The sequence below is a fragment of the Paenibacillus campi genome, assembly GCF_034659835.1.
Classification (GTDB): domain Bacteria; phylum Bacillota; class Bacilli; order Paenibacillales; family Paenibacillaceae; genus Saccharibacillus; species Saccharibacillus campi.
Genome location: NZ_JAXSQZ010000001.1, coordinates 79,454 through 94,344, shown reverse-complemented (window position 1 = coordinate 94,344; position 14,891 = coordinate 79,454). Strand labels below are relative to the sequence as shown.

The 14,891-nt window shown below is 48.3% G+C and carries 10 protein-coding genes; 5 read left to right on the top strand and 5 right to left on the bottom strand.

Features of this window, described 5'->3' with window-relative positions; translation table 11 throughout:
* Positions 1 to 114 precede the first annotated feature (114 nt).
* From U1I11_RS00340 to U1I11_RS00320, 5 genes are all read right to left on the bottom strand, one after another.
* Positions 115 to 2,469: a glycoside hydrolase family 3 N-terminal domain-containing protein gene (locus U1I11_RS00340; RefSeq protein ID WP_322902875.1), complete on the bottom strand. Its 2,355-nt coding sequence runs from the start codon at positions 2,467 to 2,469 to the stop codon at positions 115 to 117.
* A gap of 347 nt (positions 2,470 to 2,816) precedes the next feature.
* A complete protein-coding gene (locus tag U1I11_RS00335) occupies positions 2,817 to 4,049 on the bottom strand; it encodes an aminopeptidase (RefSeq protein WP_322902874.1) in 1,233 nt (410 codons plus the stop codon).
* Positions 4,050 to 4,269: 220 nt separating this feature from the next.
* Entirely contained in the window at positions 4,270 to 5,229 is a 960-nt protein-coding gene (locus tag U1I11_RS00330) for a sugar ABC transporter substrate-binding protein (protein ID WP_322902872.1), read from the bottom strand.
* The gene (locus tag U1I11_RS00325; protein ID WP_322902870.1) at positions 5,226 to 6,818 is read right to left on the bottom strand and encodes a response regulator; all 1,593 of its coding nucleotides are present in this window, start codon (positions 6,816 to 6,818) and stop codon (positions 5,226 to 5,228) included. The genes U1I11_RS00330 and U1I11_RS00325 overlap by 4 nt, the downstream gene beginning before the upstream one ends.
* The gene (locus tag U1I11_RS00320) at positions 6,815 to 8,623 is read right to left on the bottom strand and encodes a sensor histidine kinase (protein WP_322902868.1); all 1,809 of its coding nucleotides are present in this window, start codon (positions 8,621 to 8,623) and stop codon (positions 6,815 to 6,817) included. The genes U1I11_RS00325 and U1I11_RS00320 overlap by 4 nt, the downstream gene beginning before the upstream one ends.
* 350 nt (positions 8,624 to 8,973) lie before the next feature.
* On the opposite strand from U1I11_RS00320, the gene U1I11_RS00315 reads away from it, so the two are divergent.
* The 5 genes from U1I11_RS00315 (at position 8,974) to U1I11_RS00295 (ending at position 14,843) form a co-directional block, all read left to right on the top strand.
* A complete protein-coding gene (locus tag U1I11_RS00315) occupies positions 8,974 to 9,975 on the top strand; it encodes an ABC transporter substrate-binding protein (RefSeq protein WP_322902866.1) in 1,002 nt (333 codons plus the stop codon).
* 92 nt (positions 9,976 to 10,067) lie between these two features.
* Positions 10,068 to 11,576 carry a sugar ABC transporter ATP-binding protein gene (locus U1I11_RS00310; RefSeq protein ID WP_322902865.1) on the top strand — a complete coding sequence of 503 codons (1,509 nt, stop codon included), beginning with the start codon at positions 10,068 to 10,070 and terminating at the stop codon, positions 11,574 to 11,576.
* 7 nt (positions 11,577 to 11,583) lie between these two features.
* Complete coding sequence (locus tag U1I11_RS00305) at positions 11,584 to 12,624, top strand: ABC transporter permease (RefSeq protein WP_322902864.1); 1,041 nt, start codon at positions 11,584 to 11,586, stop codon at positions 12,622 to 12,624.
* Complete coding sequence (yjfF, locus tag U1I11_RS00300) at positions 12,614 to 13,615, top strand: galactofuranose ABC transporter, permease protein YjfF (RefSeq protein ID WP_322902863.1); 1,002 nt, start codon at positions 12,614 to 12,616, stop codon at positions 13,613 to 13,615. Before U1I11_RS00305 ends, yjfF begins: the two co-directional genes overlap by 11 nt.
* 199 nt (positions 13,616 to 13,814) lie before the next feature.
* Positions 13,815 to 14,843 carry an ABC transporter substrate-binding protein gene (locus U1I11_RS00295; RefSeq protein ID WP_322902861.1) on the top strand — a complete coding sequence of 343 codons (1,029 nt, stop codon included), beginning with the start codon at positions 13,815 to 13,817 and terminating at the stop codon, positions 14,841 to 14,843.
* Positions 14,844 to 14,891 lie beyond the last annotated feature (48 nt).

Here is a 14,891-nt window from a genome sequence, read left to right as displayed (position 1 = left end):
CAACTTAACGGCATTATGCTATACCGTTGTTGGATGTACAATATGTGAGATATGAGCGGATATGTGCGATATGCACTTTGCTGTAATGACGCCGCTGGAGCGGTAGGACAGCCGTCAATGCGAAGCGTTTACACTAAACGAAACCGTCTGTCCATCCGCTGCATGACTGCCGATCTGTATGCGAAATTGTCCGGGTTCTACGACGCGTTCCAGCTTGCGATTCACCATTTCCAAATGCTCGGCGGTAATTGGAAAGGTGACCGTTTGCGTTTCGCCAGGCTGAAGATAAATTTTGCGGAAGCCTTTCAGTTCTTTCACAGGACGGGTCAGGGAAGCAACGACATCGGTTACGTACAATTGCACGACCTCATGCCCGGCACATGTGCCTGTATTCGTTATTTGTACGCTAACTTCAGTCAGCACATCCGTATAACCTGCCGCTCCCGGTGCAGCGATGCGGGCATCATCAACAGCAGCAGGTTGCACGGTCGGTGCAGCATAACTAAAGCTCGTATAACTTAGCCCATAACCGAACGGATACGCAGGGGTCAGCTCCATTTCCAAATAGCGTTTGCCACGTGTAGCACGGGCATTATAATATAGCGGCAACTGACCAACATGACGTGGCACCGATAATGTCAGCCGACCGGAAGGGTTTACATCACCAAACAAAATTTCCGCGAGCGCATGTCCGCCTTCCTGCCCCGGATACCATGCCTCGATAATCGCTCCGGCATGCTCGTCAATGTCCGGCGCAATGACCGGACGACCGTTAATATACACGACTACAATCGGCTTGCTCAGCTTTTGCAACTGGCGAAATAGCTCCATCTGTGCTCCTGTAAGTGTTAGATCAACTCGATCGATCCCTTCACCGCTCTCCATATCGCTTTGCTCGGATGCATGTACAAGCGATTGCCCGGTACGCAGATCGATCGTGCCTGCGCCAAAATCACGCGCACTCGACCCGCCCAGCACAAGCACGATCGTCTCCGCCTGCGCAGCGACTTCAAGCGCATAGGCGATGCCTTCCAGCGAACCATCTTTAATCCGGCAACCCGGCGCATACAGCAGCCGCTCCGCCTGCCCTGCCGCTGCTAGCCGCGCGCGGATGCCTTCCAGTGGCGTTACTATTTTGCCAGCAGGCTGTGGTGACGTATAATCGCCAAGCTGGTTGTACGGCTTGTTTGCATTCGGCCCAATGACAGCGATACGCCCGGAAGCGGTAACGTTTAGCGGCAACAGCTCCGCCTCATTTTTCAGCAAAATGATACCTTCACGTGCAATCTCACGTGCCAGCTCGATATGTGCCTGCGAATGAATGACCTGTTCCGCCCTATTCGGATCAACATATGGCTGGTCAAACAAACCAAGCCGAAATTTCATATCCAGTACACGCCCTACCGCCACATCAAGCTGCTCCATACTAACTAGCCCCTGCTGCAAAGCGGTCGGCAAATAGAGGCTGAACATATAACCCGACATTTCCAGATCAATACCTGCCGCCAGTGCGATTGCAGTCGCCTGCTCGCCCGTCTCCACCACATTATGCCCATGATCTTGCATGAGCATATTCATCGCACTGGCATCGGTAATGACCATACCGTCAAATCCCCATTGCTTGCGCAGCACATCATCTAGCAAATAATCGTTCGACGTACATGGCACACCGTCGATTTCGTTATACGCGGTCATAACCGATGCAGCGCCAGCTTCCACCGCTTTACGAAACGGCAACAGATCAACTTCATGCAACTCACGCAAACCTATATGTACAGGCGCACCATTGCGCCCTCCTTCTGACGCTCCATATCCGGCAAAATGTTTGAGCGTCGCGCTTACACGATCCGGCGCAGCGAGCGAGTTTCCTTGCAAACCGCGCACCGCCGCTACCGCCAGCTCTGCCGCCAAATACGGGTCTTCGCCATACGTTTCCTCCGTCCGTCCCCAGCGTGGATCACGCACGATGTCGAGCACTGGCGAATAGGCGGCAACACCGCCCTGACTGCGCGTTTCCAGCGCAACCGCCGCACACATGCGTTCATACAGCGCTGGATTCCATGTACTTGCCGTCAACAGTGGCACCGGATACACGGTCGCTCCGATCGCCATATGTCCATGCGAGCATTCTTCACCGAATAAGATCGGAATGCCGAGCCGTGAATGTTCCATCGCATAGCGCTGAATCGTATTGAGCGCTTGCGCCCCTTCACGCGGGGACAGTCCTGTTTCCAATGTCACTTCTGTCCACGGATCGGCACGCAGCGCTGCATACAGTGCTCCGATTCGTCCGGCACGCACATCTTGCTTAAACGTTTCAGTCAATGTGATGCTGCCATCTTCATTTTTCGTAAACATTTTCCAGCCAAATGGTTGGATTAGTTGTCCGATTTTCTCGTCTGTCGTCATCTCGGTTAGCAGGTGCTGGACTCGCTCCTGCAATGGGAGTGCTGGATTTTGGTAGCTCATGGGTGAAATCACCTTTCCTTTCATGGCGCTTAGCGCTAAATTGTATGGGCGGGGAGAGTGAAGTGCTGCTTGCAACATACGAGTTTGTATACATATGCTAGCCTATAGAGGGGGGGAGTAATCAAGTGGTTGTTATCGCCTGTGGCTCTTGTCACAGTGTAGTAGTTCGGTTGTTGATGACAGATACCTGTTTGTAAAAGGGTAAAAATTAGAGTCGGTTTGTAAAAAAATTTATTATTTAGTTAAAATAGATGTAAAAAAGAAGCTACCGATCGGAATAGGACAGCTTCTTTTTTAACACTGTTATCTTTTTTATTATCTTTACAGTGGTCAGCATTGCAGCTTTGTTACGCCCAATTCCCTTTGCGGAATACAGGTTCTAACGTGCCGTCTGGCAATTCGCCGTCGATGTCCAGTTGTGCGGAGCCGACCATAAAGTCTACATGGGTGAGGCTGACGTTGGCTCCATGTTCTAGTAGTTGCTCTTTGCTCATCTCGGTGCCGCCTGCCAGATTGGTCGGGTAGGCGCTGCCAAGTGCAAAGTGGCAGGAGGCATTTTCATCGATGCCGGTGTTATAGAAAATGCGGTTTAAATTCGAGATCGGTGAATCATGCGGTACAAGCGCCACTTCACCGAGATGCATGGCGCCTTCATCCGTTTCCAGCAGTGAGGTCAGATGTTCCAGTCCGGATACCGCATCATAGGCGGTCACTTTGCCTTCGCTAAAGGTGAGTGTGATGCCTTCTACTAGCCGTCCGTTCAAATTTAGCGGCATCGTGCTTGTTACTGTACCGTTCACTCCGTTACGGTGTGGCATCGAATACACTTCTTCAGTCGGCATATTGGCGATAAAATACGTGCCGTCCGCATTCGGACCGCCTGCGCTTTTCCACAGATGACCTTGCGGCAGTTCGACGCGTAGATCGGTGCCTGGTGCGCGGTAGTGCAAGCTTTTGTACCGTTTGCTGTTCAGGCGTTGTTGCACAGCTTGCAGACGTTCCACATGTGCGCGCCAGTCGGCAACCGGATCATTGTCCGGTGTGACACGATTCATCATAAGAATCGCATCCCACATCGCCGGAATGCGCTCTTGTTCCGGCAGATCGGCATACACTTTGTTTGCCCAAGCCGTTGTTGGTGCTTTGACAAGCGCCCAGCTGATACGGCTATTGCGGGTGTAGTCGCTGTATTTTTCATTGGCGATTGCGGCTGCTTTGACCGACTTGGACACTTTCCACGACTCGATTCCGTTAAACAGCTCCGGATTCGGCACTTTAATACGTAAAATCGCTCCGCCCTCTGCCGCAAACTTCTCCATCATCTCCGCCTGCCATGTCGGATAATAGTCAAATGTATCGTCTGCCGCATGTTCATAACGAATGCGCGTAATCGCCTCATCATCCCAATCGACGATCACATAACGTGCGCCTGCATCGTACGCTTCCGCCACGATTAAACGTGTCAGCTCGGCAGTTTCTAGTGGTGCATTGACGATCAGCACTTGTCCGGGCTGAATATTAACCCCGATCTGTACGACTAGACGGGCATATTTGGCTAGCATCGTTGTAAATGTATTCATCGCAATTCTCCTTTGGTGTCTGTTGAATATGTAAGCACTTGAATTGAGCTAACGATCTGACAGCAAATCAAGCCTTCTCATTATACTCCTCTTTGTCCATGATTACGATCTCGCCCGATTGCTGTTTACATCATTGTCGGAAAAATGGCTTATGACAAAAAGCTTATCTTTGTAAAGGACAAGCTTTGCTGACCGCTGTTCGATGTGGTGATCCAGTGCGTCATTCACCAAGCTCTGTAATACCGGTATTCACAAACTGTGGCACCGTTTGACCGTTAGTGATAGCAAGCAGTGTATGAATGATCGATGCGCCCCACTGTTGTTCATTTTGGGAGATGATGCGGGTAATCTGTCCGTTAATTAACGATTGTTGGACGGCTGGTGTGAGACCGAATGCGATATTGTATTTTTGCAAGCCTTTGGCTTTCCAGACGAGGATAGAGCTGGAACTGGATACCGGATCAAGATTAAGCAATGCGCTAAAATGCGGGTGTGCGCTAATCATCTGCTCCAACTGCCGTGTTGCCTGCTGCTCGCTGCCATCATTGTAGCTGATCTGCAATATATCGATCGTCGTATGGCGCTTCAAATACGCTTGTAGCCCGTCCATGCGCTGACTTAGCCCTAACATATGCGGCATGCCGGACTCGACAATGACCATACCTTGACCATCTAGTAACTTGCTGACCGCTTGTCCGATGCGCACACCGGTTGCGTAATTGTCGGCACCGATAAAAGCGATCCGGTTGCTATCCGGGGAATCGGATTCAAAGCAGACGACCGGAATGCCTTTGGAAACCGCTTTGTTAATCACTTGCACAAGCGCCGCCGAATCGACAGGATCGATCGCGATGCCGGCGACCTTTTGTTTGATCATCATCTCCATCATGCGGATTTGCTGTTCCAAATTGGCTTCATCTGGTGCTTGAATAAGCAGTTTAATGTTATGACCGGTGCTGGCAGTTTCCAGATTTTCGGTAATTGTTTCATAGGTCGGATTGACGGTTGGATAAATAATGCCAAACACAAGCGGCGCGCGCTCGCTTTGTCCAGTAACAGATGCGGTTTCTTTTAAATTGGGCGGGTTAGTTGCACCATTGCTGCTGTCGCATGCGACCAGGACAACAAAGCTTAGCAGTAGCGGCAACAGTCTAATGACCAGAACAAGCCGCTTGCTCATTGCCGCTTCCCTTCCGCCGTCACTTGCTCATGATGGGCAACATTATGTTTGCGATATTCGGTAGGGGTTAAGCCTGTAATCTTTTTGAACAAATTGGAGAAATAGTGCGGGTCTTTATACCCGACCTGAAACGCGATTTCAAACGTTTTGTGCCGCGTCATTTTTAGCAATTCTTTCGCTTTGCCGATACGCAGCAACGTTAAATAATCGGTCATCGTTTGCCCGGTTTCCTGGCTGAAAATTTTGCTAAGATGACTGGAACTGACTGCCAGTTGCTTGGACACTTCATATAGTGATAGCTGATCATCGCCATAATGCTGACGGATGTACAGTTTCGCTTTGTCGATCAGCTCGCCGTATTTATCCGCACCGGCTTGCCGCCACTCCCATAATTGCGTCAGTAACTGGAGCAAATAGTGCTGGCACTCGTCACGGCTGGCAATTCGTTTGAGCTGCTGTTGCAGCTCAGCCATGACGTCCTCTGTACTGCGGCTCGTCTGGAAATTTTGTTTGGCAGCAGCGACCATTTCCAGCGTTAAATGATGCAGCAAATAATACGCATATGGCGAATCCCAATTCATATTGTCCAGCCCGGCAGTGAATGTGAGCATAAAGTCCGGCGCGGCTTGCGGGGAACCAAGCTTGAGAAAATCAAGCAATCCGTTACGATCGAGCAGCACCGTTTCATAGGATGAATCGAACGTGGTCTGCATATAAGCGGCTTTATGTTGCCGGGACAGCTTGCTCGCCATCTGCTGCGCTTCCGCCTCTACATAAGAGCGATGGATTCCTTGTAGCCGCTCTTGTACACTGCCTAACGAAACGGTCAGTTCGCAGTTAAATTGGGCGTTTAAGACGAGTTGCAGTTCATTCACCAATAGGTGCAAAGGCGCGCATACGTCTTCCGCCTGTTTCCCTTTGAGGATCAATACGGTATCCGTGCGGCTACGTTTATACATAAAACAATCGATCTGCTCGCTTAAGCGCCCATCGACCCATCGTCCTGCTTCCCAACACGAAGCCGGATCAAGCTCGGGTTTCGTCAGATCGGTGGAGCATAATGTGAGAATCGCCACCGCATAATGGGAAGTCATCAACGGCAGTTTTAATTGATCGGCAACTTTGAGCGCGGTAACCGTATTGACCAGCCCACCGCACAGATCGGCAAACAGCTTTTCCGCCGTATAGTGTTCGCATTTTTTGGCGTTTTCTTCCTGATCAATCCGGTCGCTTACCGTGCGCAGCAATTGCAGCAGATCGGCAGCGCTAAACGGCTTTAAGCAATAATCCGTTGCCCCAAGCCGCAAAGCGGTTTGGACATAATGAAAATCGTCATGCCCGCTCAAAATAATCACTTTAATATGCGGAAAGCGCTGGCGCACGACCGCACATAGCTCAAGCCCGTCCATAAACGGCATTTTAATATCGGTAATGACAATGTCAGGCAGATGCTGCTCAATGAGCGGCAATGCCAATTCACCATCCGCAGCATCACCGCAATAGTGAAACCGTTCATTTTCCCAATCAATACGCTCGCGGATCGATTCACGGATCAAAATTTCATCATCAACGAGTATGATTTTTTTCATCTTTCAAACCTCCTGTTCTGCGGAATACGAATCGAAATTTCCGTCCATTCTCCTACTACACTGTTTAATTGCACACCGTATTGCTCGCCAAAATACAGACGCAAGCGCTGATGCACATTCAACAATCCGAATCCGCCTTCATATGAATCATCATCTTCAGTACGTGCGGGATGATCCAACTCACTGCGCAAAAAAGCAAGCCGTTCAGGTGTAATGCCTACCCCATTATCAGTAACGGTCAGCACGACGACAGCATCGTTTTCCTCATACCCGCTAATCGTAATCATGCCTTTGCCGCGTTTGTTTTTGATGCCGTGGTAGATCGCATTTTCGATCAACGGTTGCAATGTCATATTTAAAATCGGATACTCTTGCAGCTCCTCAGCTACTTGCAGCTCGTAGGCTAGGATGTCCCGATACCTCATTTGTTGAATGATCAAATAACTGCGCGCATGGGCGAGTTCGGTACGAATCGTCACCCAATCTCTGCCTTTGTTCAAGCTCAGTCGGAAAAATTGCGATAACGCTTTGACCAGTTGGATGACACTTTCCCCTTTGCCCGCTTCAGCCATCCAGACGATCGAATCAAGCGTATTGTACAGAAAATGTGGATTAATTTGCGCTTGCAATGTACGCAGCTCTGCTTTTTGCAACAATTGCTGTTTTAAAATGCTCTGTTTTAGCAGCTCTTTGATTTTTTCCACCATAATATTAAAACTTTGACCGAGATCGGAAATTTCATCATTGCCGACCGGGTTTACTTTAGCTTCCAGATATCCTTCTGCGGTTAGCCGCATCTTATGTTTGAGCAACTGAATCGGCTGTGTGAGCCTGTATGTCAAAAAGAAATGAATAATAATGACAAATAAAATGCTAAGCAGCACGCTAAAAATAATCAGTTGCCGAATTCGCTCCGCTTCGGACACGATTTCCTGTAGCGGCGCCAGACCGATAATTTTCCAGCCTGTCGTCAGCGAAGACGTAAAGACGACAAACCACGGTTGCCCTTCAGGATAGACGACAAAGCTATCGCTGCCCGTTTGTGCGGCAGCAGGCAAATTGGCGAGCGCAAGCTGCTCTAGTTGCTGTCTGTCCGCTGATAGCTTGTAAATCGGATTGCCGGTCTGATCGATAATGCTGAAAAATCCGGTCTTGCCAATCCGACTATGATCATCCAGTTGTTTAATAAAAGAAGCGTTCAAATCGATAATCATAAACCCGATCACTTCATGCGTAATCCGCTGTTGCACCGTCGCAATAATAGAAATGACTTGTTCCTGCGGATACGTAAATCCATCGACATGATCATAATCGGACGCCATCGAAGGCGGAATTCTCAAAATCGTATCCGGATGCTGGGTGAGTGTCTGGAAATGTGGATTGCGCAGAGGATTAATATTGGACTGGAATACACCTTTTCGTTCGCTGATCCCTTTGCCATAAAAATTAACAAAACTTATATTCATCACATTGTCGTATTTGTACGTATCTCGGTACAGCTCGAACGTTTGCAAAATGCCTTTCGCTTCCTCATACGTTTCGGATTGCGAAAATAAGAAATGAATCACTTGTGGATTGTTGCTCAATTCCAGCAATCGCTCGGTGTCAGCAAACAGATTGTTAATGCTTCTGCCCAATGCATCCGCCTGCAACATACTTGCCGCTTTACTATATTCCGAAATCGATTCATACGATTTTTGATAGGAAATAATCCCTACGGTCATTAACGGAACGGTCGTTAAAACGGTGAACAACACCAGCAGCTTGATCCTCAAACTGGAAGATAGCAAACGGATCAGCTTCATCGATCATCGCACCTCATCATTATAAAAATAAATGCCAACGCCAACTCGCCCACAGGCTACGAAGCGATCGAGCGTCCCTTATCGTTATCCAAAATACATTCCTTTCTCCAATTATGCACAAAGTGAAGCCTAATCGGACATAAAAAGAAAGCGTTATCAAAAATCTACACCTTTTAGCTAAAAGTATACACTTTTTAACTAAAAATACACACCATCTCCACTCCAAAACGATAAAAACCAAAAAAAAGAACGCAAATGACTAAATGCGTCAATATCTTCTCTTTTTGTAAGCGCTTTATAATAAGGGCAAGCATTACACGATACCGAACGACAAAAGGGGAGGAATACAAATGATGAACAAATTCAGTAAAATGAGCGCGGCACTGGCACTAACATTATGTGTAACATTGCTAGGAGCATGTGGCAACAGTCAAACCGATGCAACGAATGCAGCAGGTGGAAACAAAGCGGATGGCAATATTACACTTGGCTTTTCACAAGTAGGTGCAGAAAGCGGCTGGCGCAGCGCCAACACCAAATCGATTCAAGATTCCGCCAAAGAAGCTGGGTATAACTTAAAATTCTCCGATGCACAGCAAAAGCAAGAAAATCAAATTAAAGCGATTCGTTCGTTTATCCAGCAAAAAGTCGATGTGATCGCTTTTTCGCCGGTAGTTGAATCCGGTTGGGATACCGTACTTAAAGAAGCCAAAGATGCCAAAATCCCGGTCGTGCTGACAGACCGTGCAGTCGATTCCAAAGACACTTCCTTATATGTCACTTTCCTCGGCTCCGACTTTGTAGAAGAAGGTCGCAAAGCCGGTCAATGGCTGACCGATCAATATAAAGATACAAAAGACGATGTGAATATCGTGGAATTGCAAGGCACAACCGGCTCCGCTCCCGCCAATGATCGGATGGCAGGCTTTGCCGAAGTGATTGCAACCAATCCACATCTGAAAGTGATCGCTTCCCAAACCGGCGATTTCACCCGTGCCAAAGGCAAAGAAGTTATGCAGGCATTTTTGAAAGCGAATAAAGATATCGATGTATTGTATGCGCATAACGATGATATGGCGCTTGGCGCGATTCAGGCGATTGAAGCGGCTGGCTTGAAACCAGGGCAGGACATTAAAATCATCTCCGTCGATGCTGTCAAAGACGGTATGCAGGCAGCCAGCGAAGGCAAAATTAATTTTATCGTTGAATGCAATCCGATGCTCGGCCCGCAATTGATGAAAATCGTCAAAGACGTCGTTGATGGTAAATCGGTACAACCACGCATCGTAACGGAAGAAACGACATTCACTTCCGAACAGGCAAAAGCCGCTTTACCGAGCCGCGCTTATTAATCCGGGTTTGATGTTCATGTTGCCACTCCGGTCGCCTCGGTTGCTGCCGGAGTGTTTTGTTTTTGACTTCAACCAAAGGAGTGACCACGGATATGAACATGCCAAAACCGTTGCTGCACATGAAGCACATTCATAAGCAGTTTCCAGGTGTTAAAGCATTAAACAATGTGAGCCTACGCCTGTTTCCCGGTGAAGTGCATGCGCTGATGGGTGAAAATGGCGCAGGGAAATCGACGCTGATCAAAGTGTTGACCGGCGTCTATGCGATCGATGAAGGCACGGTGGAAATGGAAGACACACCGATTTCGATCCAAAGTCCGCTCGAATCGCAAGCGGCTGGCATTAGCACGGTGTACCAAGAAGTGAATTTATGCCCCAATTTGACAGTGGCTGAAAATATTTTTATCGGCAGAGAGCCACGACGATTCGGACGCATTGTATGGAAAGAAATGAACAAACGCGCCCAGCATATTCTCCGTGAACGTTTAAATTTGCAGATCGATGTGACAGAGCCGTTATTTATGTATTCGGTGGCGGTGCAGCAATTAGTGGCGATCGCCAGAGCGCTTAATATTTCCGCCAAAGTGCTCATTTTGGACGAGCCGACTTCCAGTCTTGATAAAAATGAAGTGCAGCAACTTTTCACAGTCATTCAAAAGTTAAAGCGTGAAGGCTTGGCGATTTTGTTTGTTACGCATTTTTTGGATCAGATGTATGAAATTTCGGATCGGGTCACGATTTTGCGTAACGGTGAATTGATCGGTGAATATATCGCCAAAGATTTGCCACGACTGGAACTCGTATTAAAAATGATCGGCAAAGAGCTGAATTTGCTGGAACAGTTGCCACAGCTTGCCGAAGCTCATACCGCTACCGGTGAACTACTCGTGCAAGCGGAAGGGCTTGGTCGTAAAGGCGCTATCGAACCGTTCGATCTGACGATCGGCAAAGGCGAAGTTGTCGGTTTAGCCGGTTTGCTTGGTTCGGGCCGCACCGAGACCGCACGTTTATTTTTCGGTGCTGACAAACCGGATTCGGGCACATTAAAGTTTGCTGCTGGCGGGCAAGGTGTGCAAACGCCACGCGCAGCGATCGGTCACCGCATCGCTTTTTGCTCGGAAAATCGCAAAACAGAAGGCATTATCGGCGATTTGAGCGTTAGGGAAAATATTATTTTGGCATTGCAAGCTAAGCAAGGCATCTTCCGGACGATTTCGCGCAAACAGCAACAACAGTATGCCGACGAATACATTCGGATGTTGAATATTAATCCGCGCAATCCGGAACATCTGATCAAAAACTTAAGCGGTGGCAATCAGCAAAAAGTATTGCTCGCTCGCTGGCTACTAACAGCGCCGCAATTGTTCATTCTCGATGAACCGACACGTGGCATCGATATTGGCGCAAAAGCGGAAATTCAGAAGCTGGTGCTCTCGCTATCGCGTCAAGGCATGTCATTTCTGTTCATTTCCTCTGAATTGGAAGAAGTCGTACGGGTTAGCGATCGTATCGCCATTTTGCGCGATCGTCACAAAGTGACCGAGCTTACGGATGAACAGATGAATCAACAGCAAATTATGCAGGCGATCGCGGGAGGTTGAAAAAGACATGAGCCAAATTCACAAACATTATTTGTTCTGGCCGCTGTGTGTGCTGGCTGCACTGCTGCTGTTTAATTTGCTGTACTCGCCGGATTTTTTCTCGATTACGATGCATGACGGTCATTTGTACGGCAGCTTGATCGATATCCTTAATTTTGGTGCTCCGCTTATGCTAGTCGCGATCGGCATGACGCTTGTTGTCGCCACGAAAGGGATCGATCTGTCAGTCGGTTCGATCGTCGCCATATCCGGAGCGATCGCCTGTCTGACGATTAGCAAAGGTACCGATCAAAATGCGTTCGGACTTGTTGCCTTTTCGATTGTGCTTGCGGTCGGTCTGTCCGTCATTCTCGGTGCCTGGAACGGTTTACTCGTATCGGTAGCAGGCATTCAACCGATTATCGCGACGCTAATTCTGATGGTTGCCGGGCGCGGCATCGCTCAGCTTGTGACCGACGGGCAAATTATTACGGTGACGAGCAGCACGTACGCGTACATCGGTTCCGGTTCATTGGCGACATTGCCGTTTTCCATTTTTGTGGTAGCATTGGCATTTATAATTGCGCTCGTATTGACCCGCAAAACCGCGCTCGGTTTGTTTATCGAATCGGTCGGCTGTAATCCAACTGCTAGTCTGATGGCGGGTATTCGCGCCAAAGTCGTTATTTTTGCAGTTTATATTTTTGCCGGCATTTGCGCGGGTGTTGCCGGGTTGCTGCTTAGTTCTAATGTGTCGAGCGCCGATGGCAACAATGCAGGGTTATGGTATGAGCTGGATGCGATTCTTGCGGTCGTCATCGGTGGCACATCCTTAAATGGCGGACGCTTTTATCTTGCTGGTACAGTAGTCGGTGCGCTGATTATTCAAACGCTGACTACGACTATCTATATGATCGGCGTACCGCCGGAAATTACACTCGTCGTTAAAGCATTTGTCGTGTTGGCAGTCTGTTTGATTCAATCGGAATCGTTCCGCGCTTCGATCGGCTATCGTCGGCCCAAAACAAATGATCCGGTGAAAAAGGAGCTTACCCGTCATGTATCTTAATCGCAAATATATTCCGATCGTGGTCACGATGATGCTGTTTTTGCTGATGTTTGCTGTTGGTTCGTTTCGCTATACCGGCTTTTTCTCGTTTCAAGTATTGATGAATTTGCTAATCGATAATGCATTTCTGCTCATTACCGCTGTCGGCATGTCATTTGTTATTTTGTCCGGTGGGATCGATCTGTCGGTTGGCTCGATCATTGCGCTGTCAACGATGGTTTCCGCTAGTCTCGTTCAGCAGCATGGCTGGTCGCCTGCGATCGTAATTCCGCTCGTGCTACTGATCGGTGCATCGTTCGGCAGTGCGATGGGTGCGATTATTCATTATTTTAAAATCCAGCCGTTTATCGTAACATTGGCAGGCATGTTTATGGCGAGGGGACTTTGTTATGTGATTAGCATCGATACGATTACGATCGACAATTCGTTTTATACGGCGATGGCACAGACGAAAATCCCGTTGCCAGGCGGTCATTCATTGTCGATTAGCGCCGTCATCGCTTTAATTGTCGTCGTGATTGCGATCTATGTTGCCCACTACACTCGTTTTGGTCGTAACGTATATGCACTAGGCGGCAGCGAGCAGTCAGCGTTATTGATGGGACTTCCTGTAGCGCGTACTAAAATTTTGGTTTATACTCTGAGTGGGTTTTGCTCTGCGTTGGCAGGGGTTGTATTCACCTTTTATATGTTGTCAGGGTACGGGCTGCATGCGGTTGGCTTTGAACTCGATACGATTGCTGCGGTTGTCATCGGTGGCACGCTGTTGACCGGTGGTGTAGGTTATGTGCTTGGCACATTTTTTGGCGTATTAATTCAGGGCATTATTCAGACGATCATTAGCTTTGAAGGCACATTAAGCTCATGGTGGACGAAGATTGCGATCGGGCTGTTGCTGTTTATTTTCATTTTGCTACAACGTGTGTTAAGCGCCAATCGTGCTGCCCAGAAGCAATCGCAGAGCGTTGTCTCCAATAAAAACCCAATTTGAACGAACTTGGGCGTATCGATGATCAAGCGATGACTAACTAGGCACATCCTGCATGAATCTGAAACAAACGACTAGCCAATCGCAACGATTATAGACAACAGCAACAATGATATCGACATCTTACATTGGGAAACGATCGACATCGTTTCCCACTCTTTAGGTTATATGCTTTGAAACCGTTATCATGGAGGGGCTGCGTATGAAGTGGGTAAGAGCGTGTTTGCTGTTTGTGCTACTGTTATCCGGCTGCTACGGTCAGAACGGTGAGATCAAACCAAAAGTGGCATCGCACGATACAGCTGTCATTGCCGATTATGAGTCAACTGTCGATCAGACGACCACGAAGCCGATCGTACTCGGTTTTTCTCAGCTTGGTTCGGAAAGCACATGGCGACAAGCGAACACAGCCTCGATCAAAGAAGCGGCAAAAGAAGCGAATATTACGTTGCTGATGACCAATGCCGAACAAGATCAACAGAAACAATTTGAAGCGATTCGGTCGTTTATTCGTCGCGATGTGGACATTATTGCGATTGCGCCAGTCGTGCAAACCGGTTGGGAGCCTATTTTAAAAGAAGCCAAACAAGCCGATATTCCGGTCATTATTATCGACCGCTCAGTCAATGTGCAGGACAGTTCGCTATATGTTACGTTTATAGGCTCTAATTTTTATGAAGAAGGGGTCAAAGCGTCTAAATATATGATCGATCGCATGCGCCACCATCCGGGCATCATTCGTATCGCTGAACTACAAGGAACAGTCAGTTCCACCCCTTCCATCAATCGAGGCTTAGGTTTTCGCCAAATGATCGCTACGGACAAACGCTTTCAAATTACCCAATCCAAACCAGCCAACTTCACGCAAAGTGGAGGCTATGAAGTGATGCGTGAGTTTTTGCGGCAACCGCGCAAAAATTGGCCACAGGTGCTATTTTCCCATAATGATGATATGGCGATTGGAGCGATCAAAGCGATTCAAGAAGTCGGCTTGCAACCAGGCAGCGATATAATTATCATTTCGGTAGATGGCACACGGCGTGCCTTTCAGCAGATGGCGGCAGGGCATATTAACGCTGTTGTGGAATGCAATCCACTGCTCGGCCCACTGGTCATGCAGGCAGCGAAAGAGATTATGTCCGGTCGCACACTGCCCAAACGGATGATCACACCAGAAGATATTTTCACACAAGAGCTAGCGGCAAAAGAGATCGAACAGCGTAAATATTAGCGGATGAAATGGGCGGCATCGTAGACAGCAACATGTTTCAGCAAACTA